Source organism: Catenovulum sp. SX2 (genome assembly GCF_052056295.1).
Taxonomy (GTDB): Bacteria; Pseudomonadota; Gammaproteobacteria; order Enterobacterales; family Alteromonadaceae; genus Catenovulum.
This window is the reverse complement of the sequence record NZ_CP182493.1, coordinates 3,587,889-3,613,614: the sequence shown is the minus strand read 5'-3', so window position 1 is coordinate 3,613,614 and position 25,726 is coordinate 3,587,889. Positions and strand designations below refer to the sequence as shown.

Genomic DNA, 25,726 nt, shown 5'->3' with positions numbered 1-25,726 from the left:
CCACCTAATTTGCTAGCCGCAGTTTGTTATAGCTATTTTCGCCAACTAGGTAAGCAGTTCTTTCATCAAGGATAATGGCGGATACAAAACTTTTGCTCTTAAATTTCTCAACGACTAACACTTCATTGTCGTCAATTTTCCATACAGTTTGGCTATTGCCCAAGACAATGCAAAGCTCTTGCTTACATGTAATTTTGTTTAAGTTGACCGGCTCCGGAAAATCTATTTTGTTATCGTCCAGCATAGTTTCGCTGTCTGACAAGGCATTTGTAATACTTTGTTGCCCAATAAAATAAAGGTTTCCACGCATGCCAGAGATCCAAATACCTTGCTTAGCTTGCGCGACATCATATAGCGAGCCTTGATAACTAATATTCAGCCTTTGCCAACTTTTTCCGAAATCAGTTGACGCAGCAAAAAGACCTAATTCGCCCACAACATATAGAGTGCTGTCAATCAATTTAACTTGATTTAAATGCGGTAAAATACTCGATAGTTCAAATAGGTAGTCTTCTTCTGATTGCTCACGAATTTCATTTAGGTACTCTATGTCTTCGACTGGTAACAAGCCCGAATGGAATTCTTGCTGCCAATTTTCACCACCGTCGTCAGTGCGCAGAAACAAACCGTAAGCACCAATCGCTATACCATGTTGTTCGTCAAAGAAATTAATATCAAACAGTGCTCCTCCATTGTCATGCTGATAATTAATCTCCCACGATACACCACCATCTTTGCTTTTGACTATAACCCCTTCGTGGCCAACCGCCCATAAAACATTACCTTCAGATGAAGTAATAGCCGTTAACATCACATCGGTTGGCGTTTTAATCAGAACGGGTTTGTCACTTTGCTGCCAATCTAATTTTGCGATATAACCACGCTCAGCGGCGGCATACAGTTGGTTTTGATGTTCTATTACATCAAGGAGTAAAATTGGCCCCGCAACTATATTGAAGCTGCAAAGGCCAACAAAGAGTGAAAATAAACGCAAGCCTTTAAGCATATAAGCCTTATCTTAAACCCTGTCTACGTAACGCTTGTGGGGTAAAATCACCTTTGTCCAACTTAACGTCAAAATCATACATTTTTTCGTTGTTATCTAAACCTAACGCCAAATAACGACGCGAATTTAAATCATGGTAAACATCTAATGTTGTCCAAGTTGTTGGTACTTCATAATAATTAACCGCGTGCGTCATGTTTACTCGATACAATTCGTTACGCGCATCATATGCATCTGCAACAGCAATTTGCCAGCTGTCTTCGTCAATAAAGAACACGCGTTTTTGGTATATATGACGCATATTGTCTTTTAGATTAGCTTCAACTACCCAAACTCGGTGTTTTTCATAACGGGTTAACTCTGGATTAATGTGGCCAGGTTTCAAAATGTCATCATATGAAACACCTTTAGCATGTAATGCATAACTATTATATGGAATGTACAGCTCCTTTTTGCCAACTAAAGTCCAGTTATAGCGACCAGGAGAACCGTTGAACAAATCAAAATCGTCCGTTGTTCTTAAACCATCAGATGCGGTACCCGGTGCATCAAATGCAATATTCGGAGCTTTACGTACACGGCGTTGACCTGTGTTATAAGTCCAAGCTTGGCGTGGCTGTTTAACTTGGTCTAAAGTTTCATGTACTAACAAAGCAGTCCCTTTTAAACGTGCAGGTGAAGTCACTTCTTGTTTAAACATGGAGATAATATTGTCTTCAGCAATTTTCGCTGACGTCATATCTTGTTGCGAATACAAGAACATAACTTGTTCATCAAAACCTATCATAGTGTAATCACCGCTCGCGGTTGGGCCAGCTTGCCCACCCCAACGTGCAACTCCAGGCCCACGATAACGTAATACGTGATTCCAAATGGCTTCTAAACCATTTTGTGGAATTGGGAAAGGCACACCTATGATTGCATTTTCAACACCTTCACCATCAGATACCAATTGCGCACTTGTCGCGTTTTTTATCGTTGCATCGTAAACAAACTGAGGCAATGAAGCTGTGCGGCGACTTTGGTATACCGGCATTTTAAAAGTTTCAGGATAGGCTTTAAATAAAGCAATTTGACCTGGCGACAAAAACTCGCTGTATTGCTGATAGTTGGCTGCGGTAATGACGAACTGCACTTTATCTTGCGTAAATGGATCTGGATGATGATCACCAACAGTATACCCAGCTGGAGCTTGAGTGATACCACCAGTCCAAGCCGGAATACTACCATCTTTATTGGCAGCTTTTTCGGCTCCTAATGGTGTTAAAGTGGTCCCTAACTGTTTCGCATCTTGCTCTGATACTTTGGCTTGAATATTCAAACTGCAAGCTGAAAGCACAATAGCAGTGGTGATAATGGATTTACAAAACTTCATAGACGACGCCCTAAATTGAATATTTAACACTGAAAGATACATAATCTCTATCAGCAAAACTGTTACTTTGACCTACGCCACCCCAAAATGCGTTATAACCCATATCAAATTGAATTTTATTTTGATAATCAAAATTAATGCTTAGTGCAGCAGATTGTCTGTCTTCAACAAACAAATACATTGGGTCTGGCGTAATGCCGCTAACATCATGCGAAAATACCAGTCTAGGAGAAACATTTACACCAGAAAAAACGTTGTTAAAGGTAAAACGCGCTAACGCTCGATAACCCCAAGCATTTTCAGTTGGAAATGGAGTGGTTTCAGCGCCATTCGATAAAGCGAGTTGTAAACCTTGTTTGCTGGTTGCAGCGCCCGCTCGTGCAGTGCCTGGGCCATTTAAACGCAATACATCAGGATCTGGCATATCTTTAACTTGCACACCACCCACTTCAAATACAACAGCTATCGCATCCGCACCTAGAGTCGGACCAAATAAATGCGTTAAAGTTGCTTGTGCCTGTAATGTATCTAAACGTATATAACCTTGAGCTATACCGCCAGACTGAACATGTGGCAACTGAGATATACCAGCTAAATCAGGACGAAGACCCGCGTTAGCTAATTGCTCCGGCATGCCCATGTACAAAAGTTCAACATCATCGATTTGGAAAGGCTCATCTTGGCGATAAGCAATTTCGCCAGCTAACGCCGTTTCATCAATACTGGTATTAAAACTAAAACCGTATAACTGAATATCTTCAGGGTATTCTAAAAATGCCTGAGTAAATGCTTTAAGTTGGCTGGTATTTTCAACCGAAATATCGTTATCCAATAGGTATTGGATATCTGAGTACAATGAACCAGGGGTAAAGTTTGACGCACGGCCCGAAATTACCGGACGTCGACTGTGGTAATTTAAATAATATAAGCCAAATTCAGAATCGTTTAACTCTGGCGAATAATAAGTTAATTTTAATCCATACTGACCAGAATCTTTTGGATATCTATTTTCGTGTGGCTGCGCCATGATCGCAACTTTAGTTGCATTAACATAATAAGCCGAAGTTAAATTGTAAAACTCAGCGGCCGCAGCTTGTAATGCGTTAGGATCAGAGGATGTCGCCAAAATTGCCATTTGCGCATCAATATCGCTTTTATTGGCGGTCATAGTTTGTTTAACCCAAGTATTAAGCTGCTCTGCTAAATAGGGCGCATCAATGTCTGGATTCTGGGTGAAACCTATTTGTACAGCATTGTAATAACCACCGTTACCAGCAAAGTCATTGGTCGAAAAATAGCTGCCTGCTGCTGGTAAAATGGTTTTTTCCCATTCATATTGGTAATAGGCATCAACCGACAAGTTTTCAGTTAAACCAATTGACGTCCAAACCATACCAACCGGAATAAAAGCTTCTTTTAATTCCGCACCAGGTGCACGTAAACGGGTAATGTCGACAGGGTTGATTGAGTTAATGCCATGAGTAATCAGCGTGCTTTCCCCCCAACTCACAACTTGATCACCAATACGTAATGACACTGGCATATCACCAATATCAAAATCAAAATAAACAAAAGCATCTAATAAACGAAAATCTTTACATAAACGCTCTTCTGCTTGCTTATCACGGCATAAATCGTACGTTTGTCCTGTCAGTGGATTTTTCCATGCTTTAGTATCATGCGCTGCGTCGTCATAAAAATACATAAAACGAGTAAAAACACCCCAGTTATTCTGACTGACACTTAATTCGTGCGTACCCGAAAAAATACGCGAAAATGCTTCACCTGGATCATGGTTTAAATTAGCCAGATCACCATTGGCTGAATAAGAGCCTGCTTCAGCCCAGACATCTTGTGCTGTGTATACATTATTAACGGCCGTATTATACGGACCATTGTCATTACTCCAACTTAAGTTGGTTTGATTGTTTTTACCGATTAAAGACCAATCTCTGTTTTCTACCCGATAACTTGTACCCAAAGTAAAAGATGAGTCAAAATTAACTTCGAAATCTCCAAGCTCAAATCGAGCCGCATTAACTGAAGAAACAGAGCTTACTGCGAGTGCGCAACACAAAGCGCTATATTTTAATTTATTGGATTTAATCTGCATAAACACTCCAATGGCTTAGCATCAATTTACAAAACAGTTTTGATAACTATAGAGTAGTACACCAAACTTGCTTATTATTTTCTTACATAATCTTAACACACTTTAATGGTCGTACCAGTTATTAAATGAATTAATAAGCAGATATATTTCAGACACCTAAAATTGATGAAAAAGCATTCGATTAATAGCTCATATTTTGATTGAGAGATAAAAGTTGAATTTGCAAGCAGGATGTTAAATTTTTTAAACCTTCCCGTCACTTTTTCAGCTACTCAGAGCTAATCGTTCAGTTTTCCACCGAACAGTCATAAATTTTACATAAAGGCTTGCATTTAAATAAAAATACCTTAGTATGCACGCCACATCAGCAGCACATGCAGCTGATTAGTAACAGTGTCGCGGGATGGAGCAGCTTGGTAGCTCGTCGGGCTCATAACCCGAAGGTCGTTGGTTCAAATCCAGCTCCCGCAACCAATTTTCTTTTCTAAAGATGTTACTGTTATTCTTGTCTTAAGTGTCGCGGGATGGAGCAGCTTGGTAGCTCGTCGGGCTCATAACCCGAAGGTCGTTGGTTCAAATCCAGCTCCCGCAACCAATTTTCCTATTTATTATATCTTCTACATTAGTGCCATAACGGGTTATTCGCCCTGGGGCTCGCTAATTCTACGTTCGAAACTCACTTAAAGCCGAAGGTCGTTGGTTCAAATCCAGCTCCCGCAACCAATTCTCTTATTTATATATCTTCTACTTCAGTGCCATAACGGGTTATTCGCCCTACCCATACTAGCTAATTTTAAATCTTTGAATAACTTGGCTGAGCTTTTCCGATAAGCGACTAATTTGTTCTGATTGTTTGACTGCATCAGCAGCGGTTTGCACGTTTTTGCCCGCAATACCTTCTATCTGACTTGCAGAATCATTTACATCTTCAATTGAATCACTTTGCTGTTTCAAAGCGACTAGTGTTTGTCCAAACTCAAGCTGAATGGTCTCAATATCTTGTTTAATTTTCTCCATTGAGTTGTCTAACTGGCTGATACTGTCGGTGACATCAGTACTGGTTTGAATGCTCGACTGCATGGAAACATATGCGCTATCAATCTCTTTGAGCAGTTCAGCAATAATAGATTGAATTTGTAACGTTGAATTCTGTGTTCTAGAAGCAAGCTCACGAACTTCGTCGGCGACCACGGCAAAACCTCGTCCCAACTCGCCTGCTCGTGCAGCTTCTATTGCAGCGTTAAGGGCAAGCAAATTTGTTTGTTCGGCTATTTTTTCTATGGTATCGACAATATTATTAATTTCACTTGAGCGGCGTTTCAGCTGTTCAATATTCTGGCCCGACTGTTTTGCTTGTGAATTTAGTTGATGAACCAGCTTTTTAGAATTGACACAATTGTCGCGGCTATTTTTTACGTGGATAACATTGTCATTCATATGCCCGGCAAAAATTTCTAAATCAGACGAGACCTTTAACGCGCTTTCTTCCACTTGCTGTGTGTTATGCTGAGTTTTTGCTGATAAATCCAAGGTCACCGCCAGCTGTTGACCTAAATGGCTATTTTTCTCGAAAGCCAATTGCGCCGATCTATTTAGTTGTCCAGACACATCACTTACCAGCCTAACTAAGGTAAGTAAATTGTCAGTCATCTTATTGATATCGCCGGATAACTGACCTAACTCATCATTTCCACGAGTACGCAATTGGCGGGTCAAATCGCCACTTGCAATCGCGGCAACAACTTTAGCAATTCCAGAAATAGGTGTAATAATCGCTTTAATGGTTAACCAATAAGTCACAGCCCCGACAGCCAAACTAATCAGCATGATAATTAAAGCCATGTGTTTGGCAGCTTCGACATTTTCCCCAACCGCTTTTTGAATATCTGACATATTATGTTCAGCGGCCAATTTAATCTCGTCAGCGACAGCCAATGCTTCATTAACTTGGCTTTCGCCGGATTTGTGAAGAACCTTTTGCTGTTGAATACTAGCTAACAACTGCTTTTTAATACTCAACAAACCTTGATTATTATCCTGTAGAAGTGCAAATGCAGTGAACGCAAGTTGATCTAGTTGTTTGATTTGTTCATCAAACATTTGTGGCTGAAGGTTTTGTGATAAGTAGTCTTTTTTAATTTTATAATCGCTCAAGGCAAAACTCAGTGATTCTTCTATCTGCTCTAGCGCAGTTTTTTTCTGTACACTATAAAGCTCCTTACCAATTCCGATAATGGTAAAGAGTGCAGTATCTAACTGATTGGCAATCGCTTCTATTTGCGCAGAATTGTCTGCGTGATCTGCATAAGCAATATCTAATATCTGCGCACCAAGTTCATCTGCGGCCTGCTCAAACTTAAGCAATGTATCATCTAGTTTTGCCGTTAATAAAAATATTTCGCTACTATTGTCAAATAAGGCTTTGGCACTTTGGCTATAGTTGTGGGTGCTTGTCGCTAACTGTTCTAATAGTGGTTGTGAAGTTTGTTGGTTCTGTTGTTTAAACTGTTGGAAATTTTGCTCAAACTGCTGACGTAAAGTTTGATAACTGCTGGCTAATTCCGTTACTGCAGCTGCATTAGCCGCCGCCAAGCTCGCAGAACTCAGTTTGATTTGCTGAAGTAGATTAAGCTGAATTTGTGTTGCTTGTTGTTGTACCAATACTGCTTTATTTTGTTGTGTCACAGCCAATTTTTGCATATCGCTGATACGCGACAAAGACGACAAACTGACCAAAACTAATAAAATTAGATAAACAGCTGTGCTAATTAATAAACTTTTTTTCAAGCTAAGTTGGATCACGGCTCACAATTCTTAGTAAATAACGTATACTTTTAACAGACTAGATTATTTTTAGCACTTTACAATGCTAGAGCAAGAATAATCTAACTATTCCAAGATGTTAGAGGACAAAAAATGGGCGATTCAAAAGCTTGCGCTGAAGGTGAGTTAATTTTAAGAACACAGGCAATGCCTGCCGATACTAACGCCAATGGCGATATTTTTGGTGGCTGGATTATGTCACAAATGGATATTGCCGGTGGCATGTTGGCTAAAGCAGTCGCAAAGAGCCGCACAGTAACAGTCGCCGTTAATAATATTCTATTTATAAGCCCAGTTCATGTTGGTGATATTTTCAGCTGCTACGGCACAGTCGCTAAAATTGGTAACACCTCAATGAAAATAAAATTGGAAGTATGGGTAGAGCCAGTACTTAGAAACTTAGAAAACAAACAGAGTTTTAAAGTATGTGAAGGTGAATTTACCTATGTTGCGATAGACGACCAAGGTAACAAACATAAAGTAGTTAGAGATTAACCGCTTGGCCAATATATTCACCTATGGCTCGTTAATGTACGAGCCAGTTTGGCAAAAACTAGTCCGCGGTCACTACAAAAAAGTCCCAGCCCAGCTAGACAAATTCAAACGAGTCAAAGTAAAACAAGCAAGCTATCCAGTTATCATAGAAGACGCTGATCATTCAGTGAATGGTATGGTTTATTTTGATGTTACACCTGAAGATGTGCAGTTACTCGATATATTTGAAGGTGATTACTACCAACGCACCAGCTTAACTGTTGCTAGTGAAAGTGGAGAGCTTGTGGTTGACTGTTATTTATTGAACCCACAGCACCACAACATATGTTCGAGTGAGCTTTGGTGTGAACAAGAGTTTATCGACAAATATTTAATCAATTTTGTCGACGACTATCTTGCTGAGAAAAACAACGAGTCAATATAACTATCTATGAAAGAATTTATTTTGCCGAATGTTAACGCCATCCTATTTGATATGGATGGTACTATATTTGACAGTGAAACTATATATTGCCAAGCATGGGTAGATACAGCTGCGAAATTTAACCAACATTTTACCGCAAAAATGTACGACCAATTTGCCGGTGTTCGCTCAGCAGAATGTTATCGAATGGCCAGCGAAATGTTTGATGCTAGTGTAGATATGCAAAGTTTTATCAGCGCCCATCAAGCATCAGTTGCGCAATTAAAAGTACACAACCTCCAAGTAAAACAAGGTTTTGAGCAATTTTTTCGACAATGTATTGATAAAAATCTACCCATGGCTTTGGCTACATCCACGCGACGCGAAGTTGCTATCAAAAATTTTAGCAATACAGATTATTTAACCTACTTCGATATATTAGTCTGTGCTGAAGATGTGAAATTAGCCAAACCTGAGCCAGAGTGTTATCTAAAAGCTTGTAGTGCGTTAAACGTGGCGCCACATGATAGTTTAGTGTTTGAAGATTCGAACCCTGGTGCGCTAGCCGCAATACGAGCCGGCTGCCAAACTGTCATTATCCCAGATTATTTACCGATAGAGCGCCAAATCGCAGAAAAAGCGCTAGCAGTTGTTGAAAGTTTTAATCAGCTAAGTTTTGAATAGACTATCTGGCAAGGATTGTGGACACTGATGAATTTACTTGCCGAACAATAAATAGTTGCTACTTTTATTTAGTAAAAATAACGGCTATATTTTTTGTATATAGTTGGATTAATTTAAGGAGAACTTGTTATGGCTGAGGTCGATAATACACAACAAGTGCAATCAAGTAGTGCTGAATTGTTACGTCAGCTGCAAGCAGAAGAAGCCAACCAAACACAACAAACAACTGAGGTTGAGCAAGCTGAAACAGAATTGGCCACATCACCACAGGTTGAAAATACTCAAGTGTCAACCAGTGAACAGTTAGCCGCTGACGATAATGCCGACGAACAAGCAGCCGAACAAGAGCTTGAAAGAGTACTAGAGCAAGTCAATTCAGATCCTGCATTAGCACAACAAGCGCAAGCGAATCAGTCAGCACAAGAAGTGGTTGGTCTATAATTAGAGGAATGCGCTTAGGTGGAAAAACCACATCCTATTAATGCATATCAGCTCCATCAATTGTCAGCAGATCCCGCGGTTAAGAGACTGCTGGCAACCATTGAAAATGGGATTAAAGCCTGCCAGCAACAAAATCAAGCTAAGTTAATTAAAGTGATTTTGTTATTACACAAGTCACTCGATAAACAGCTATGGCCAGAGTTTGCTGAGCAATCAATCAAATTTTACCAACAATTACTCGGTTTAGCCGAACAAAAAAACTACCCAGCTTGCCAAAAATTACTAGTTAAGCTCCACAATGGCTGGCAGCAAACTAATTTAAATAACCTAGCTAATTATTGATCTACAACAAATAACCATTTGCGACTGTTGCCTATACTAAAAGCGTATAAAGAGTCGGAGGTTATTATGAGCAATATAATGAGTGATCCAGTTGTATGGGGTTCTTTACTTGGTTTAACTGTGGTTTTAGGCCTATGTAGCTATTATGTTTGGCTTATCGTTACCAATATTAAAAACGCCAAACCACCTATCGAATAAATCGGCTTCACAGCTAAAGCTTGATTTAGCTAGTTATTTCGCGACAATAATATTCCGGTTGTGGTAAATTCCACTTCCGGAACTATTATGAGGTGGAGTAACGTGGATTACGACTTTTATCGAGATGCAAATGGTGTTTACGCCGCCGAGTTTGCTAGCGAACAAGAAAGTTTTGGCTATTGGTTTACCGATGAGTTTGCGACCAATAAGCACAAGATTGCCGAAGTTTTAAATATTATCGTTCGCTTAGAAAAGAAAGAAATTCAACAACATGTCGTGCAAGGCAAAACGCATCAATTACTACTTGAACGTCTAGAGGTTCAATTAATTGACAATGCTCAGCCGCTTAATGCACAAGCCTACCCTACAATCGCAGATTCTGGCGAAGATGAAGAGCAAGAGGATAACTCAGAGCAACAAGTGCCAGTATTAAGTGAAGATGCACTTATATGTGGCTGTGGTTTAGTAGACTTTAAACAAGCCCTCACAGCTTGGTTAAGATTTGTTAGTGAAGACTAAACAATGATAATTGAAAGTCATTTTAAACCGGCTTGGTGGCTAACCAATAGGCACATGCAAACCATTTGGCAAAAAATTGAAAGACGTAAACTGCCCTGCCCAACAGTTCTCAAAAGACTTGAACTGCCCGATGGTGATTTTTTAGATTTGCACTGGACACAATTACCAAATAAAGATGACACTCGTAATATTGTCTTAGTACTGCACGGCCTTGAAGGTTCAATAAAGAGCACTTATGCACGTGGTATGCTCAATGCTATTCGTGCCAAAGGTGATATAGGTGTACTATTGCATTTTCGTTCCTGTGGTGGATTAGCCAATCGGCTAGCTAGGGCATACCATTCAGGTGAAACTAGCGATTTAGCCTTTGTCGCTAATTGGTTAAAAACTCACTTTCCACAGAGCTCATTATTTGCGGTTGGTTTTTCTTTAGGTGGCAATGTATTGTGCAAATATGCTGGCGAGCAGTTAAATAACAATCCATTTAAAGCCAGCGTCGCCATCTGCCCTCCGCTCAACTTGTCAGCAAGCTGCCAATACATTATGAAGGGCACATCAAAAATCTACCAAAAATATTTGTTGGATATGATGATGGACAACATTGCGCGCAAAATGCAAAGAGTTGACCTGAGCAAATATCTTAAAATAGATGCTCACAGCTATAGAAAAATAAAAACCTTATGGCAATTTGACGACTTAATCACGGCTCCGTTACATGGCTTTAAAAATGCTGAAGATTATTATCAGCAATCTGCTGGCATGCAATTTTTAAAACAAGTAGAACGACCTTTGTTGGTGCTGCAAGCTAAAGACGATCCCTTTTTATCCGAAAAGTGTATTCCTACAACCAATGACTTATCGCACAAGGTAACGGTTGAAGTGAGTAGAAAAGGCGGTCATGTTGGTTATGTCAGTGGAACAAAGTTATTCAAAGGCGATTATTGGATGGAAAAACGGACACTGCAGTTTATCCATAATCATGCCTAGCAACTTAGTACTAGAGTAATTTAACCCAGATCCCAAAAACAAAAATTTATTGCAGATAACAAAAAACCCGCCGAAGCGGGTTTTTGCATAAATAGTGTCAAGCTATTGCTAGTGAATTAACCACCAACCAAAGCTAATAAGATACCTGCCGCGACTGCTGAACCAAGTACACCAGCAACGTTAGGGCCCATAGCATGCATTAACAAGAAGTTATGTGGGTTAGATTCCAAACCAACCTTATTAACTACACGAGCCGCCATAGGAACCGCTGATACACCAGCAGCACCAATTAATGGATTAATCTTACCGCCGCTCAGTTTACTCATTAACTTAGCCATTAATACGCCACTTGCGGTACCAATACCGAATGCACAAGCACCCAATGCAAGAATACCTAAAGTTTCTACCGTTAAGAAAGCTTCAGCAGATAGTTTAGAACCTACAGCTAAACCTAAGAAGATAGTCACTATATTAATTAATTCGTTCTGAGCTGTTTTACTTAAACGGTCAACAACACCACACTCACGCATTAAGTTACCTAAACAGAACATACCCACTAAAGGTGTTGCTTCAGGTAACAATAACAAAGCAATAGTTAGTACCATTAACGGGAAAATGATTTTTTCGCGTTGTGATACTGGACGTAATTGTTCCATAACAATTTTACGTTCTTCTTTGTTTGTTAAAGCTTTCATAATTGGCGGCTGAATAATTGGTACTAATGCCATATATGAATATGCTGCTACCGCGATTGCACCTAACAAATCTGGCGCTAACCGCGACGCTAAGAAGATAGCTGTTGGGCCATCAGCACCACCAATAATCGCAATTGCAGAAGCATCAGCTAGAGTGAAATCAAAACCTGGGATCAAGTTAAGTAAAATTGCACCAAACAAAGTTGCAAAGATACCAGCTTGCGCTGCAGCACCTAATAACAACATTTTCGGATTAGCAATTAGCGCACCAAAGTCTGTCATTGCACCAACGCCCATAAATATCAATAACGGGAACACACCTGTATCGATACCTATTTTATACACGTAGTACAATACACCGCCTGGATCACTAAAACCGGCAATCGGAATATTGGTTAACACCGCACCAAAACCAATTGGTAATAATAGTAACGGCTCAAACTTTTTCGAAATAGCTAAGTACAATAAACCAAAGCCAACAGCAATCATAATCAACTGTTGCCAATGGAAGTTGGCAATACCAGTTGAAGCCCAAAGAGTCGCTAAACCTTCCATCTGTATTCCTTATGCAAGGCTAATCATTGGGTCGCCAGATTGTACTGAATCACCCGTTTTAACATGTACAGAAACAACTTCACCATCTTTCGCTGCACGAATTTCAGTTTCCATTTTCATAGCTTCCATAATGATAACCACATCACCTGCAGCAACATGATCACCTGGATTTACGTTTACTTTGAAAATATTACCTGACAATGGAGCATTTAACGTTTCAGCGCCAGAAACAGATGCAGACTGAGGTACAGACTCATCACTACCACCAACTGATTTGATATCTTTAATTTCACCACTTGGCGCAACATCAACTTCATAGACTTTACCGTCAACACGCACACTGTATGAAGCAGGGCCTGACTGTGATACCGCAGGCGAAGCTTTTGCAGGCGCAGCGTCTTCAGCTGTTGGCACTGGTTCAAAAGCATCAGGGTTGTTGCGGTTTTCTAAGAATTTCAAACCGATTTGTGGGAATAACGCATAAGTTAATACGTCATCGATTTTTTCATCCGCTAAAGTGATAGATTTTTCTTTCGCTAAGCCATCTAATTCAGCAGTTAATTTATCTAACTCTGGCTCTAATAAATCAGCTGGACGACAAGTAATTGGCTCACCACCTTCTAACACGCGCTCAAGTAATTCTTTGTTTACTGGAGCAGCTGTCGCACCGTATTCACCTTTTAACACGCCTGCAGTCTCTTTAGTAATAGACTTATAACGCTCACCAGTTAACACGTTTAATACAGCTTGAGTACCAACAATTTGCGAAGTTGGAGTTACAAGTGGAATAAAACCTAAGTCTTCACGTACTTTAGGAATTTCTTTTAATACGTCATCAAGTTTGTCAGCAGCACCTTGCTCTTTTAACTGGTTTTCCATGTTAGTTAACATGCCACCAGGTACTTGTGCTGTTAAGATACGAGCATCAACACCTTTAAGTGCACCTTCAAACTTAGCATATTTCTTACGTACTTCACGGAAGTAAGTTGCAACTTCTTCCATTGCAGCTAAATCTATACCTGTATCACGATCTGTCCCTTCAACAATAGAAACAATTGTTTCCGTTGCAGTGTGACCGTAGGTCATACTCATTGAAGAAACTGCGGTATCTAACATATCTATGCCAGCATCAATTGCTTTCATATATGTAGCTGTGCTTAAACCTGTAGTTGCATGACATTGCATTGCAATTGGAACACTTACTGTTTCTTTTAATCGAGTCACTAACTCTTCAACAACATATGGTTTTAATAGACCAGCCATATCTTTGATAAAGATAGAGTGAACCCCCATATCTTCCAACTGACGAGCCATATCAATCCACATGTCCATAGTATGAACAGGGCTAACTGTATAAGAAAGTGTACCTTGCGCGTGTGCACCAACTTGAATTGCCGCTTTAACTGCAGTTTGCAAGTTGCGAACATCATTCATTGCATCAAAAATACGGAAAACATCCACACCATTGGTGTGTGCTCTTTCAACAAATTTTTCTACAACATCGTCAGCATAGTGACGGTAACCAAGTAAATTCTGGCCGCGTAACAACATTTGTTGTTTAGTATTCGGCATCGCTTTTTTCAATTCGCGAATGCGATCCCATGGATCTTCACCTAAATAACGAATACACGAGTCGAAAGTTGCACCACCCCAGCTTTCAATTGACCAGTAGCCTAATTTATCTAGCTTTTCAGCGATAGGCAGCATGTCGTCTAAACGAAAACGCGTCGCCAATAGTGATTGGTGTGCATCTCTAAGTACCACATCCGTAATTGCAAGTGGTTTTGCCATGTTGATTCTCCTGGTTACTGTTTCTTGTCTTGACGATATTGGTGGACAGCAGCTGAAATAGCAGCGACCACTTTTTTGTCCTGGTGTGCACCAGATGATTTTACTGCAGGTCGGTTAGGAACATTCACTTTGGTAGGGGCTGGAATCTCTCCAGCAAAGAAGTGTGACATTAGTTTGATTAAAAAAATCAAAATCCCTAAAAATACGAATACTACGCCCATGCCGACAACTAATAGGTTTGCAGCTTCAAGCAATACAGAGCTTAAATTGTTTTCCATATATCGTCTCAAGTTAGTTAAGGTTAACCCAACGGTAACGAGTTACCGCACAATTTTCAACCAGCTGGAAAATTTCACCTGGTCAAATGGGTTGTTTAAAGTTAAGAAAATAAACAAAAAGCACAGCTTTTACAGCCATTTTAATTGAAAGTAGCATAACATAGCCACTTTTTTAGTACTTTTTGTTTATTTTCCGCTTAAAGCCCAGCAAATAAGCATGCAAAAGCCAATTGCCAACAAGTTAAATTTTGTACAGAGCTAAATTTGTTTGGGAATATATCAGATTCGGTTGTAAACAAATTCAGCGTTTTTTAATTGGAACTGACTAAAATCCAGTTCTAAGGTGTATAAAAAGACTTTATCACCTTCACAATCTATTCAACACTGCTCATTTAATGACATCAACCGGATGAAGAAACATGAGAAGTGGCGCGCGTGGAAGGATTCGAACCTCCGACCATCTGGTTCGTAGCCAGGTACTCTATCCAGCTGAGCTACACGCGCATATCGTAAGAAACATAATTTGAAAAGTGGCGCGCGTGGAAGGATTCGAACCTCCGACCATCTGGTTCGTAGCCAGGTACTCTATCCAGCTGAGCTACACGCGCGCATTTTCAAAGTTACGAAATGGCGGTGAGAGAGGGATTCGAACCCTCGATAGGGCTACAAACCCTATACTCCCTTAGCAGGGGAGCGCCTTCGGCCTCTCGGCCATCTCACCGTTTTCGTGGGGCGCATAATAATGATTCTCAAAATATTGTCAAACCTTTTTCTACAATAATTTCAGTTTTTTTATCGAACCATCAAGTTTTGAACAGTTTTTGTTTAATAAGCAAGCAAAGCATAAGATTACGTTTAATAAACAAACAATTTAATACTAGCTAAATTTCGAATTCAGATAAGCACATACTAGACTTGCCTTTTAATCGCACAAACTTAAACTATTGCTCTGCTTAATGTAGGTCAATGTTTAATTAATGAAAACAAACTATCTATTCAACACAATCAAACAAGCACTGTTAAATAACTTACTACCAGGGTTTGTTTTACAAGTGTTTGCCCTGTCTATCGTACTCGTCTATTTTTATCTGCCTGCAAGCCAAACCAGCTTCAACGCAATTGCCGAGTTAAAACTTAATCATGGCTGGCGCTATACTTTTATTGCGACAGCCCTATTTGGTGGTTTAATCCCCTTTATCTATCTGCACCTAACCAAATCATTGCCCAAACAGTCAGTCATTAAACTACTCTGCTTCTATTTAATATTTTGGGGTATCAAAGGGGTTGAGGTTGATTTATTTTATCAATTGCAAGGTTATTGGTTCGGTTATGACAATACAGTCGCAACTATAGTGAAAAAAACTGCAATGGATCAGTTTATCTATAGTGCATTGTGGGCAGCGCCTAGTATAACTCTGTGTTATTTGTGGTTAGAAAACAATTTTAGTTTTAACCAAACGGTCAAAGCTGCAGATAAACACTTTTTCTCGTTAACCTTGCCGAGTGTGATAGTTTCTAATTGGTTGGTGTGGATCCCTGCGGTATCTATTATTTATACCATGCCAGCTGAGTTGCAAATTCCTTTGTTTAATCTAGTTTTGTGTTTTTGGGTGTTAATGTTGGCAGCGCTTAACCGCAAGTGATCTAGGCTCAGTTAAAAAAGCCAAACATATAAGTTTGGCTTTTCTGTTATTTAACGCAGTTGGTTAAATAAAATTACTTGTTTAACCTATTTTCGATAAGCGCATCAACAACGCTCGGATCAGCCAATGTTGAAGTGTCACCTAATTGCTCATATTCATTAGCGGCAATTTTACGTAGAATACGACGCATTATTTTTCCTGAGCGTGTTTTCGGCAATCCAGCAGTCCAATGAATCAAATCAGGTGTGGCTATCGGGCTTAAATCAGTTCTAACCCAATTGCGCAATTCTTTAGTTAACGCCTCAGACAACTCGGTGCCTTCAACTGGTGTTACATAAGCATATATGGCTTGACCCTTAATATCGTGTGGGAAACCCACTACAGCAGCTTCAGCAACACTAGGGTGAGCAACTAAAGCACTCTCGATTTCTGCAGTACCTAAACGATGACCAGATACGTTTAATACATCGTCAACACGTCCTGTTATCCAGTAATAACCATCTTCGTCTCTGCGAGCGCCATCGCCAGTGAAGTACATATTCTTGTACGCACTAAAATAGGTTTGTTCAAAACGTTCATGATCACCATAAATGGTGCGCGCTTGTCCAGGCCAGGAATCTAGAATAACTAAGTTGCCACTGACAGCACCATCTAAAATAAGGCCATCTGCATCAACTAAAGCTGGTTTTACACCAAAAAATGGTCGCGTGGCCGAGCCAGGTTTTAACCCAGTCGCACCAGGTAATGGCGTAATCATCACCCCACCCGTTTCAGTTTGCCACCAAGTATCCATAATTGGACATTGGCTATTGCCAATATTTTCATAATACCAAGCCCAAGCTTCTGGGTTTATCGGCTCACCGACACTGCCGAGTATTCGTAAACTTGTACGTTGATTATTTGCATAAGCTTCATCACCTTTGGCCATCAAAGCTCGGATCGCAGTCGGAGCTGTGTACAAGATATTGACTTGATGTTTATCCACAACATCACCAATGCGTGAAGAAGAAGGATATGTCGGCACACCTTCGAAAATAACTTGTGTCGCTCCATTTGCCAGTGGCCCGTAGACAACATAACTATGGCCTGTGATCCATCCAACATCCGCCGCACACCAATAAATATCACCAGGCTGGTAGTCAAAAATATACTGATGCGTCATAGAGGCATATACTAGATAGCCACCAGTTGTATGCAATACGCCCTTAGGTTGGCCGGTTGAACCTGATGTATACAAAATAAATAATGGATCTTCCGCATTCATCACTTCAGGTGGACAATCAGCAGGGACCGACGCCATGAGTTGTTCAGCAGACACATCAACTGTTTGATTGAAGGCAACATCCGCACCCGTGTTTTTAAAGACAATGCAGTTAGTAATAGTGGAAACATCTTTTCGGCGTAATGCTTCATCAACATTAGCTTTTAACGGCACGGTTTTACCACCGCGTCGACCTTCGTCAGCAGTAATGATTACTTTGGCGTTACAATTTACAATACGATCAGCAATTGCATTTGGTGAAAAACCACCGAAGATAACCGAATGAACAGCGCCAATGCGGGCACAAGCCAGCATTGCATATACAGCTTCACAGACCATTGGCATATAAATGGCAACGCTGTCACCTTTGGCAACGCCTAAAGATTTTAAGCCGTTTGCAAGACGCGCAACATTGTCGTGAAGCTGCTGAAAAGTCACCTTGTGGCTTTGAGATGGGTCGTCCCCTTCAAAAATTAACGCTATGTCGTTGGCTTTTTCAGGTAAGTGACGATCAACGCAGTTATAACAGGCATTTAACTGACCATCTTCAAACCATTTAATCGACACATTTCCGGGTGCATAACTGGTGTTTTTAACTTTGGTAAAAGGGGTTATCCAATCCAACCTTTTACCTTGCTGCGCCCAAAATGCATCAGGGTTATCGACTGATTCTTGGTACATAGCTAAATACTTGTGGTTATCTATATGACAGTTTTCAGCTAAGTTTTCCGCAACTGGGAAGTAACTTTGATCCATATCAACTCCGTATTTATATTTTTATTTATACTTTAGTAGCACTTGTTTTGGATACCCAAGCCACTTGAAGATGCATGTTTCAGAGCTATCACAGCGTTTTTAGTACAAGGCATGTTAATGAAGGAATGTAGGCACCTTTCAAATTAACATAACGCAGTAATAGAAACGCTGTGAAGCTCCCAAAGGGCAAGGCTAAAAAGCATTTATACTGCGTTATTGATTTTGAAAAGGGATAACCATTATCTTCAATCAATGCCTTGTCTAAATGCTTTTTATCTCTTGCTGAAATCTAGCATCTTCAAGTGGCTTGGGTATATCAATCCACCAATATATACCCAAGCTGCTTGAAGATGCAAGACTTGAAAAAACTGACATATGTTCAATTTTGTCCCGCGATACTGAACCCTCACCATTAAAATGCAACCAAATACTGAAACTTACCAACTTGCCCCAAAACAGTTTGCATCTAGTAATTTTTTATAACATTTGATCCACAAAGGTGCTTTTTCTGCTATCCTTCGCCCCAATTTAGTGAAAAACCAATACAAATAAGTGGGATAATTATATGAAAAAAATAACCGCAATTATAAAACCCCATAAACTTGAAGAAGTTAGAGCTGCACTAAGCGAAATAGACATTAAAGGCATGACAGTTTGTGAAGTTAAAGGATTTGGCCGACAAAAAGGACATATAGAGTTGTACCGAGGTACAGAATACGCAGTTGAATTTGTTGTTAAGACAAAACTGGAAATTGTTGTTGATGATGAGCGTGTTGATAACGTGGTCGATACCATCATTGAAGCAGCTAAAACCAATAAAATTGGTGATGGCAAAATTTTTGTAACGTCAGTAAACCAAGTTGTTCGCATCCGCACAGGCGAACAAGGTCCTGACGCCATTTAGTACTTTAAACACTTAGGAAACTTTAATATGCGAGCGATTATAGCACTTTTGCTCATGCTGCCTTTCGCAGCTTCAGCTGAAGGTTTAGATACAGGCGACACAGCTTGGATTTTAACCGCATCAGCGTTAGTTTTATTTATGACCTTACCTGGCTTATCCTTCTTTTATGCAGGATTAGTCCGCAGTAAAAACGTTTTATCCGTTTTAATGCAATGTTTTGCTATAGGTTGTTTAGCCTCAATCGTTTGGCTAGCTTTCGGTTATAGCTTAGCTTTTGGTGAAGGTAATGCTTTTATTGGCGACTTATCTAAAAGCTTTTTAAACGGTGTTGGTAAAGACACTTTGAGTGGTTCAATACCTGAGCCGTTATTTTTTGTTTTTCAAATGACCTTTGCCATTATTACCCCAGCCCTTATGGTTGGTGGTTTTGCTGAGCGTATGAAATTCTCTTCTGTTTTACTCTTTTCCATTTCTTGGTTAATTCTGGTTTATTTACCTGTTTGCCACTGGGTATGGGGCGGCGGCTGGCTTGCTGAAATGGGCCTACTAGATTTTGCTGGTGGTACAGTTGTACATATCACAGCCGGTGTTGGCGCATTAGTCGCGGCACTTGTGATTAAAAACCGTCGCGGTTATGGCAGCGCTTCTATGATCCCACATAACTTAACTATGACAGTGGCTGGTGCCGGTATGTTATGGGTAGGTTGGTATGGCTTTAACGGCGGTAGTGCTTTAACTGCTAGTGGCGATGCGGCAATGGCAATTTTGGTCACACATATTTCTGCGGCTGCAGGTGCATTAACTTGGGCAGGTTTAGAATGGGCTAAATACGGTAAACCTTCGGTATTGGGTATAGTTACTGGTATGGTCGCTGGTTTAGGTACTATCACCCCTGCTTCTGGTTTTGTCGGCCCGGCTGCATCCTTAGTTATTGGTATTTCTGCAGGTGTTGTCTGTTTCTACGCAACAAACTTAATTAAACAAAAATGGCAGATTGACGACTCATTAGATGTTTTCCCTGTGCATGGTGTTGGTGGTATTTTAGGTACCTTCTTAGCTGGTATCTTCTGTTCAACTGAGCTTGGTATCTTCAGCGGTTATGGCTTTGGTGGAGACAACACCAGCATTGGTCAACAGTTGGGTGTACAAACTATCGGTATTTTAGCCACACTAGCATACACAGCAGTAGTTAGTTTTATCCTACTGAAAATTGTAGCTGTGGTCACTAAAGGCATTCGTGTTGATAACGAGCAAGAAGTTCAAGGTTTGGATATTACCAGCCATGAAGAGCGTGGTTATAACATTCAAAACTAAGCTCAATTAGATAGCTAAAGTTTAGCCAGAACGATCCCTTGAGTACTCCCCGTCTCATCGGATCGTTTTTTTATTCCTTCAATACACCCAGCTATATCCTTATACTTCCTTGTTATCCAGAGTTCAGGTTATATTATCGAGCTTTTTTCGCTTGTTTCTTCTGCTTAGCTTTAACTTGTTTTTTCTTCAGCAGACCACGCACTTTTTTCTTTGGTTTTTTAACTGGCACTTTCGCTTCTTTGTGTTTAGGCTCTAATCCTTCAACTACGCGGCGCGCAAGCTTCTCTTGAATGTAGCGTTCAACTTTACCCAATATCTCCATGTCGTGCGCTTCAACTAAACTAATCGCAGTGCCCTTCTTGCCTGCTCGACCTGTGCGGCCAATACGATGGATATATACATCAGCAGTACGAGGCATATCAAAGTTAAATACATGACTGACATCGGCTACATCTAAACCACGCGCGGCAACATCAGTTGCGACTAATATCTTTTTATGTCCTGATGTGAAAGCCTTAACCGCTTTTTGGCGTTTATCTTGTGGCATTTCACCTTGTAACCAACAACAATCTAATTGTGCAGTGGTTAATTGACCACTCAGTTCCGCCACGCGCTCACGTGTTTTAACAAAGACTACAGCTTTGCTGACTTCCTCTTTTGCCAACCAATGCACTAAAAGTTCTAGTTTATGTGGGCGCGAATCCGCCATGTGTATCCATTGGTGAATTTTAGCTTTTTCACGACGTGGAGACTCGGCTTCAACTAATACTGGATCTTTTAAAACCTGTTTGGCAAAACGTTCAACACCTTCACCTTCGAGTGTTGCTGAAAACAATAAACTTTGTTTACGCCAGCGTGCTTCACCACTGACACGCATCATAGTTGGACCAAAGCCCATATCTAACATGCGATCAGCTTCATCTAACACTAACCATTCAATATCGCGACAATCGAATGATTCGTCTTCAATGTATTCAAGTAAACGTCCCGGCGTTGCAACCACAATATCGACGCAGCCTTCAGAAATTTCTTTATGTTTACCATAATTAATACCACCGGTAATTAAACGGCTGGTCACTTCAGTAAACTGACTGAGCTGACGGACGACTTTAAAGGTTTGTTCGGCAAGCTCACGGGTTGGCGACAAAATTAAAATACGTACACCATTGTTTTGTCGGCTTCGTGGAAAATCTAAAATATGCTGAAGTGCTGGCAACACGAAAGCTGCGGTTTTACCCGTACCTGTTGGTGCACTGGCTAGAATATCCTTACCATCCAAAGCTGGTTCAATAGCTAAGGTTTGGATAACGGTTGGGCGGGTATAACCCTGTTGTTCAATGGCCGTTAAAAGGCTTTCATCTAGGTCTAAATCAGCAAAATTCACGATAATCATCCGCAGTCATTCAAGGCTGCACATTCTAACCCTTCAGACCTTTAAGTAAAGAAAAGCTGATTTTTTTAAATGAATTTATCATTAAACTGGTCAATTTATCAGATTTGTTTGGTAGACTGGCTGATGCGCGTGTAATTTTAACCGGACAAGCAGGTTTAGTATTGATGAGTGTATATGACGCAGAGTTGGTTGAGCAATTTGGAGAAACCATCTACCAAAAGGGATTGAATTTTTATCTGCAAGATCAGGTTAGAAAACTTAAACCCATATCATCACTTAACACAGTAACTGGTGTTGTTGAGTGTCGTAACCAAGTGTATCGAGTTGCTATCGACAAGGCGGATCTATCTTCACTCTGTTCATGCGACAAAGGTGGCAATTGTGAACATGCAGTAGCAGTGCTGATTGCGGCTGAAGCTGCTAACTTAATTAGTCGCTCACCCGTAAGTGCCTTTTTACAATGGCAAGAAAAACTGCATAAACAGCCCAACTGGGATCAGGGATACTTCACACAACTCACCGCAAGCAACGACAACTTACTGCATTTTGTGTTAAATCCAATTGTAGAACCCAATAGTGGTTTTACCCAAATTCAATTGCAACTGCATAACATCAAACATAAAGCCAATGCAGAAGATGCAGAAATACTCACAACACTCAATCAAAATGTCAGCAGTAAATCATCTAGTCAAAGATTATTAATAGGTAACAATGCCAGCGAAGCTTTACCTTTATTATTAGAATCAAACCGCTGTTATTGGCAAAGCAATAAATCTAAAGCACTAAAATATGGTGCCCCACGCAAGCTCATATTGCAGTGGAAAAAACAAAGCGATGGCCAATTTAAATTGCAAATGCAATTAGATAAATCTGAACGCTGGTTTTTAATTGCCAGTGACAGACCTTGGTATATAGACCCCCAAAAAGGCACTATGGGTGTTATTGAACACAATTTATCTGGGTTTAACTTATCTGCCTTAGCAAATTTACCAGAACTAGATAAAAATGAACTATTAGACTTTTCGGTTTGGCAAAATACCTATTGGCCAGAATGCACAATAGCTTTACCGCTCGAACAAGTGATAGAAAGAGTGGAAGAAAAACTCACGCCTGTGTTGCGTATTGGGTTAAATGAAGCTGGTTATATTGCCAAACTGAGATTACGTTATGGCGAGCACGAAATTCCAATGAGTTTAATCAGTGCGCCTTTTGTCCAACTGCAACAACAAGACAAAATCATTCAAATTCAACGTACGCCGTCTATTGAGCGCAAAGCCTTTTATTTATTAGAGTCGTACGGGTTCGCCCATACCAAAGGCAGTTCAACTAGCCAAGATTTTGAATTTTTCTACAACAGTGAAATTGGTGTACGTTACGACCAATTTTGGTTGAATATATTTGAAGAAGTATTCCCACTGTTATTATCACAAGGCTGGAAAATTGAATTTGAGCCAGGTGTACAACCAATTAATGTCATTCAAGATCCTAGCTTTGAGTATCAAATTAGCGAAAGCCACGACTGGTTTAAACTTGGATTAAAAATTGATTTTGACGGACAAAAAATTGATTTAATCCCGGTACTGATTAACTGGTTGAAACAAACTGAAAACTGGAAGAATCAAACCGGTCGGGTCAAAATTGCGCTGAACCGTCACCAGTTTATTAAAGTGGATATAGAATCGCTTAAACCTGTATTGGCAATTTTACAAGAAGCGAATAACAAACAGGCTAAGTTTTCTAATAGACAAGCGCATATACTCAACCAGATTCCGGAAATCAATTCCTGTATTGGTGGCCAACATGTGCGCAAACTCGCGCATTTATTGGAAAGTTTCGATGGCATAAAACACATAGATGTGCCTAAAAGCGTCAACGCAAATTTACGCCCATACCAACAGCAAGGCTTAAACTGGTTAAGCTTTTTATTTGAATACAATTTTGGTGGCATATTAGCTGACGACATGGGTTTAGGTAAAACGCTGCAAACTTTGTGTTTATTAGAATCAATGCGCTTACAGAATAAATTGGATAAACCTGCATTAGTTATTTGTCCAACCAGCTTAGTTGGCAACTGGCTGAATGAAGCGAATAAATTTACCCCAGAGCTGAATATTACCGCAGCATACGGACAAAACCGCCAACAAGTGTTAGATGAGCTAGAGTCATACCAAGTTGTGGTGACCACCTACCCTCTAGTTAATCGTGATTTTGAATTTTTGCTTGCGCATGAATACAGTTTGATTGTATTGGATGAAGCGCAAAACATTAAAAATCCACGTGCACAAATGACCCAAAATATTAAGCAACTGGTCTCTCGTCAAAGATTGTGTTTAAGTGGTACACCAATTGAAAATCATCTCGGTGAATTATGGTCGTTGTTCGACTTTTTAATGCCCGGATTTTTAGGCACGTTAAATAAATTCAGCAAAGAATATCGTAAGCCTATCGAGCAATTACGAGACAGAGAAACGCAAAATCGTCTACATAGCAAAATTCATCCTTTTGTATTGCGCCGTAAAAAAGAAGAAGTTGCCAAAGAATTGCCAAAGAAAACCGAAATCATCAAACACATCTCGCTAGAAAACGAACAACGTGTATTGTACGAAGCAATCCGTGCGAGCATGGAAGATAAAGTGCGTAACATTCTAAAAATTAAAGGTTTGGCTAAGAGCCACCTTGAGTGTTTAGATGCGCTATTAAAACTTAGGCAGATTTGTTGTGCGCCACAACTGTTAGATTTAGAAAGCACTCAACAAATTGAACAAAGCGCCAAACTTGAATATTTAATAGATGTTGTGCCGGAAATGTTAGAAGAAGGCCGCAAGATACTAATATTCTCGCAGTTTGCCAAAATGCTGCATATTATCTCAGGCAAGCTGACCGATTTAGGCATAGAGCACTCTAAACTGACGGGTGAAACACGCGATCGACAAACACAAATTGATGCCTTCCAAAATGGCGAAGTATCTGTGTTTTTAATCTCGCTCAAAGCCGGTGGTACTGGCTTGAACTTAACCGCTGCAGATACAGTGATTCATTATGATCCATGGTGGAATCCTGCAGCTGAAGCGCAAGCGAGCGATCGTGCCTACCGTATCGGCCAGAAAAAACCTGTGTTTGTATATAAGCTGATTTGTGAAAATACCATTGAAGAAAAAGTATTGCTGATGCAGGAAAATAAAAAGCATTTAAACCAGAGCATGTTCGCCAAAGAACAAGTTGATTCAGTAAAAGATTTAACCGCTGACGGTTTATTAGAGTTGTTTAAAACAGCTTAATTAATTTTAAAAAAATAAGACAATAATGAAAATAAGAAATATCGCAATTTGCCTGATTGAACACCAAGGGAAAATTTTTGTTGGTGAAGGTGTCGACGAAGTAAAAAATGAGACTTTTTATCGCCCACTCGGTGGCGGTATTGAATTTGGAGAAACCGCACGACAAACGGTTATTCGCGAATTTCAAGAAGAAATGCAAACAGAGATTGAAGTAGGCAACTACCTGACGACCTTTGAGAATTTATTCACCTTTAATGGTGTAATTGGTCATGAAATCGTTTTATTGTTGTCGGCTAAATTTAAAGACAAACAAATTTACCAACAGGATAACATTCCGTGCAACGAAGAGGGTACGAGTTTTATTGCTAAGTGGGTTAACATAGAAGAATTTCTCAATGGTACAAAAATACTCTATCCATCGGGTATTGTCGACTACCTCAAACACCAAGCCCCCATCCACGAGCTAGGCTGA

22 protein-coding genes and 5 tRNA genes are annotated in these 25,726 nt (G+C 40.1%); 15 read left to right on the top strand and 12 right to left on the bottom strand.

What is annotated here, in order from left to right; genetic code table 11:
• Positions 1-4: 4 nt before the first annotated feature.
• Genes ACMZOO_RS15175 through ACMZOO_RS15165 form a run of 3 tightly spaced genes read right to left on the bottom strand, consistent with a single transcriptional unit; the run spans position 5 to position 4,494 of the window.
• The gene (locus ACMZOO_RS15175; RefSeq protein ID WP_440904162.1) at positions 5-1,006 is read right to left on the bottom strand and encodes a WD40/YVTN/BNR-like repeat-containing protein; all 1,002 of its coding nucleotides are present in this window, start codon (positions 1,004-1,006) and stop codon (positions 5-7) included.
• Positions 1,007-1,013: 7 nt separating this feature from the next.
• Positions 1,014-2,381: a DUF1329 domain-containing protein gene (locus tag ACMZOO_RS15170; RefSeq protein WP_440904161.1), complete on the bottom strand. Its 1,368-nt coding sequence runs from the start codon at positions 2,379-2,381 to the stop codon at positions 1,014-1,016.
• A 10-nt stretch (positions 2,382-2,391) separates the two neighbouring features.
• The gene (locus ACMZOO_RS15165; protein WP_440904160.1) at positions 2,392-4,494 is read right to left on the bottom strand and encodes a DUF1302 domain-containing protein; all 2,103 of its coding nucleotides are present in this window, start codon (positions 4,492-4,494) and stop codon (positions 2,392-2,394) included.
• A gap of 397 nt (positions 4,495-4,891) precedes the next feature.
• On the opposite strand from ACMZOO_RS15165, the gene ACMZOO_RS15160 reads away from it, so the two are divergent.
• Both ACMZOO_RS15160 and ACMZOO_RS15155 read left to right on the top strand, forming a co-directional pair.
• Positions 4,892-4,968 (top strand) — tRNA-Met (locus tag ACMZOO_RS15160).
• 44 nt (positions 4,969-5,012) lie between these two features.
• Positions 5,013-5,089, top strand: a tRNA-Met gene (locus ACMZOO_RS15155).
• 188 nt (positions 5,090-5,277) lie between these two features.
• Here the strand turns inward: ACMZOO_RS15155 and ACMZOO_RS15150 are convergent.
• Positions 5,278-7,296, bottom strand: a complete 2,019-nt coding sequence (locus tag ACMZOO_RS15150) for a methyl-accepting chemotaxis protein (RefSeq protein ID WP_440904159.1) — start codon at positions 7,294-7,296, stop codon at positions 5,278-5,280.
• Between the two features lie 114 nt (positions 7,297-7,410).
• On the opposite strand from ACMZOO_RS15150, the gene ACMZOO_RS15145 reads away from it, so the two are divergent.
• The 8 genes from ACMZOO_RS15145 to ACMZOO_RS15110 all read left to right on the top strand — a co-directional run bounded on the left by ACMZOO_RS15145 (position 7,411) and on the right by ACMZOO_RS15110 (position 11,386).
• Positions 7,411-7,812, top strand: coding sequence for an acyl-CoA thioesterase (locus tag ACMZOO_RS15145; protein WP_016955655.1), 402 nt, complete (start codon positions 7,411-7,413; stop codon positions 7,810-7,812).
• Positions 7,813-7,816: 4 nt separating this feature from the next.
• Positions 7,817-8,236 (top strand): gamma-glutamylcyclotransferase family protein, encoded by a 420-nt coding sequence (locus tag ACMZOO_RS15140; protein ID WP_440904158.1) that lies wholly within the window; start codon positions 7,817-7,819, stop codon positions 8,234-8,236.
• 6 nt (positions 8,237-8,242) lie between these two features.
• The gene (locus ACMZOO_RS15135) at positions 8,243-8,899 is read left to right on the top strand and encodes an HAD family hydrolase (RefSeq protein WP_440904157.1); all 657 of its coding nucleotides are present in this window, start codon (positions 8,243-8,245) and stop codon (positions 8,897-8,899) included.
• Positions 8,900-9,028: 129 nt separating this feature from the next.
• Positions 9,029-9,340: a hypothetical protein gene (locus tag ACMZOO_RS15130; protein WP_440904156.1), complete on the top strand. Its 312-nt coding sequence runs from the start codon at positions 9,029-9,031 to the stop codon at positions 9,338-9,340.
• 18 nt (positions 9,341-9,358) lie between these two features.
• Positions 9,359-9,682: a hypothetical protein gene (locus ACMZOO_RS15125; protein WP_440904155.1), complete on the top strand. Its 324-nt coding sequence runs from the start codon at positions 9,359-9,361 to the stop codon at positions 9,680-9,682.
• 66 nt (positions 9,683-9,748) lie between these two features.
• A complete protein-coding gene (locus tag ACMZOO_RS15120) occupies positions 9,749-9,880 on the top strand; it encodes a DUF3149 domain-containing protein (RefSeq protein ID WP_440904154.1) in 132 nt (43 codons plus the stop codon).
• Between the two features lie 87 nt (positions 9,881-9,967).
• Positions 9,968-10,399 carry a YacL family protein gene (locus ACMZOO_RS15115; RefSeq protein ID WP_440904153.1) on the top strand — a complete coding sequence of 144 codons (432 nt, stop codon included), beginning with the start codon at positions 9,968-9,970 and terminating at the stop codon, positions 10,397-10,399.
• 3 nt (positions 10,400-10,402) lie between these two features.
• Positions 10,403-11,386, top strand: coding sequence for a hydrolase (locus ACMZOO_RS15110; RefSeq protein ID WP_440904152.1), 984 nt, complete (start codon positions 10,403-10,405; stop codon positions 11,384-11,386).
• Between the two features lie 116 nt (positions 11,387-11,502).
• Here the strand turns inward: ACMZOO_RS15110 and ACMZOO_RS15105 are convergent, their stop codons facing one another.
• From ACMZOO_RS15105 to ACMZOO_RS15080, 6 genes are all read right to left on the bottom strand, one after another.
• On the bottom strand, positions 11,503-12,636 hold the full coding sequence (locus ACMZOO_RS15105) for a sodium ion-translocating decarboxylase subunit beta (RefSeq protein WP_440904151.1): 1,134 nt from the start codon (positions 12,634-12,636) through the stop codon (positions 11,503-11,505).
• Positions 12,637-12,645: 9 nt separating this feature from the next.
• On the bottom strand, positions 12,646-14,427 hold the full coding sequence (gene oadA / locus ACMZOO_RS15100; protein WP_440904150.1) for a sodium-extruding oxaloacetate decarboxylase subunit alpha: 1,782 nt from the start codon (positions 14,425-14,427) through the stop codon (positions 12,646-12,648).
• Positions 14,428-14,441: 14 nt separating this feature from the next.
• A complete protein-coding gene (locus tag ACMZOO_RS15095) occupies positions 14,442-14,705 on the bottom strand; it encodes an oxaloacetate decarboxylase subunit gamma (protein ID WP_016955645.1) in 264 nt (87 codons plus the stop codon).
• Positions 14,706-15,132: 427 nt separating this feature from the next.
• A tRNA-Arg gene (locus ACMZOO_RS15090) sits at positions 15,133-15,209 on the bottom strand.
• Positions 15,210-15,236: 27 nt separating this feature from the next.
• Positions 15,237-15,313, bottom strand: a tRNA-Arg gene (locus tag ACMZOO_RS15085).
• Positions 15,314-15,333: 20 nt separating this feature from the next.
• Positions 15,334-15,426, bottom strand: a tRNA-Ser gene (locus ACMZOO_RS15080).
• 256 nt (positions 15,427-15,682) lie between these two features.
• On the opposite strand from ACMZOO_RS15080, the gene ACMZOO_RS15075 reads away from it, so the two are divergent.
• Positions 15,683-16,348, top strand: coding sequence for a hypothetical protein (locus ACMZOO_RS15075; protein WP_440904149.1), 666 nt, complete (start codon positions 15,683-15,685; stop codon positions 16,346-16,348).
• A 73-nt stretch (positions 16,349-16,421) separates the two neighbouring features.
• Here the strand turns inward: ACMZOO_RS15075 and acs are convergent, their stop codons facing one another.
• Positions 16,422-18,365: an acetate--CoA ligase gene (acs, locus tag ACMZOO_RS15070; protein ID WP_440904148.1), complete on the bottom strand. Its 1,944-nt coding sequence runs from the start codon at positions 18,363-18,365 to the stop codon at positions 16,422-16,424.
• Positions 18,366-18,930: 565 nt separating this feature from the next.
• Between acs and ACMZOO_RS15065 the strand changes: the two genes are divergently transcribed.
• Together ACMZOO_RS15065 and ACMZOO_RS15060 are read left to right on the top strand one after the other, a co-directional pair.
• Positions 18,931-19,269: a P-II family nitrogen regulator gene (locus ACMZOO_RS15065; RefSeq protein ID WP_440904147.1), complete on the top strand. Its 339-nt coding sequence runs from the start codon at positions 18,931-18,933 to the stop codon at positions 19,267-19,269.
• 27 nt (positions 19,270-19,296) lie between these two features.
• Entirely contained in the window at positions 19,297-20,583 is a 1,287-nt protein-coding gene (locus tag ACMZOO_RS15060; protein WP_440904146.1) for an ammonium transporter, read from the top strand.
• Positions 20,584-20,716: 133 nt separating this feature from the next.
• On the opposite strand, the gene srmB is transcribed toward ACMZOO_RS15060, so the two are convergent.
• Positions 20,717-21,967 (bottom strand): ATP-dependent RNA helicase SrmB, encoded by a 1,251-nt coding sequence (gene srmB / locus ACMZOO_RS15055; protein WP_440906310.1) that lies wholly within the window; start codon positions 21,965-21,967, stop codon positions 20,717-20,719.
• A gap of 113 nt (positions 21,968-22,080) precedes the next feature.
• Between srmB and ACMZOO_RS15050 the strand changes: the two genes are divergently transcribed.
• Both ACMZOO_RS15050 and ACMZOO_RS15045 read left to right on the top strand, forming a co-directional pair.
• On the top strand, positions 22,081-25,254 hold the full coding sequence (locus ACMZOO_RS15050; RefSeq protein WP_440904145.1) for a DEAD/DEAH box helicase: 3,174 nt from the start codon (positions 22,081-22,083) through the stop codon (positions 25,252-25,254).
• 25 nt (positions 25,255-25,279) lie between these two features.
• Positions 25,280-25,726: an NUDIX hydrolase gene (locus ACMZOO_RS15045; protein ID WP_440904144.1), complete on the top strand. Its 447-nt coding sequence runs from the start codon at positions 25,280-25,282 to the stop codon at positions 25,724-25,726.

Bases quoted from the DNA above. Each gene is read 5' to 3' on its own strand.
- ACMZOO_RS15175 (WP_440904162.1), bottom strand. From the start codon at position 1,006: ATGCTTAAAGGCTTGCGTTTATTTTCACTCTTTGTTGGCCTTTGCAGC.
- ACMZOO_RS15170 (WP_440904161.1), bottom strand. From the start codon at position 2,381: ATGAAGTTTTGTAAATCCATTATCACCACTGCTATTGTGCTTTCAGCT.
- ACMZOO_RS15165 (WP_440904160.1), bottom strand. From the start codon at position 4,494: ATGCAGATTAAATCCAATAAATTAAAATATAGCGCTTTGTGTTGCGCA.
- ACMZOO_RS15145 (WP_016955655.1), top strand. From the start codon at position 7,411: ATGGGCGATTCAAAAGCTTGCGCTGAAGGTGAGTTAATTTTAAGAACA.
- ACMZOO_RS15135 (WP_440904157.1), top strand. From the start codon at position 8,243: ATGAAAGAATTTATTTTGCCGAATGTTAACGCCATCCTATTTGATATG.
- ACMZOO_RS15130 (WP_440904156.1), top strand. From the start codon at position 9,029: ATGGCTGAGGTCGATAATACACAACAAGTGCAATCAAGTAGTGCTGAA.
- ACMZOO_RS15120 (WP_440904154.1), top strand. From the start codon at position 9,749: ATGAGCAATATAATGAGTGATCCAGTTGTATGGGGTTCTTTACTTGGT.
- ACMZOO_RS15115 (WP_440904153.1), top strand. From the start codon at position 9,968: ATGAGGTGGAGTAACGTGGATTACGACTTTTATCGAGATGCAAATGGT.
- ACMZOO_RS15110 (WP_440904152.1), top strand. From the start codon at position 10,403: ATGATAATTGAAAGTCATTTTAAACCGGCTTGGTGGCTAACCAATAGG.
- ACMZOO_RS15105 (WP_440904151.1), bottom strand. From the start codon at position 12,636: ATGGAAGGTTTAGCGACTCTTTGGGCTTCAACTGGTATTGCCAACTTC.
- oadA (WP_440904150.1), bottom strand. From the start codon at position 14,427: ATGGCAAAACCACTTGCAATTACGGATGTGGTACTTAGAGATGCACAC.
- ACMZOO_RS15095 (WP_016955645.1), bottom strand. From the start codon at position 14,705: ATGGAAAACAATTTAAGCTCTGTATTGCTTGAAGCTGCAAACCTATTA.
- ACMZOO_RS15075 (WP_440904149.1), top strand. From the start codon at position 15,683: ATGAAAACAAACTATCTATTCAACACAATCAAACAAGCACTGTTAAAT.
- acs (WP_440904148.1), bottom strand. From the start codon at position 18,365: ATGGATCAAAGTTACTTCCCAGTTGCGGAAAACTTAGCTGAAAACTGT.
- ACMZOO_RS15065 (WP_440904147.1), top strand. From the start codon at position 18,931: ATGAAAAAAATAACCGCAATTATAAAACCCCATAAACTTGAAGAAGTT.
- ACMZOO_RS15060 (WP_440904146.1), top strand. From the start codon at position 19,297: ATGCGAGCGATTATAGCACTTTTGCTCATGCTGCCTTTCGCAGCTTCA.
- ACMZOO_RS15045 (WP_440904144.1), top strand. From the start codon at position 25,280: ATGAAAATAAGAAATATCGCAATTTGCCTGATTGAACACCAAGGGAAA.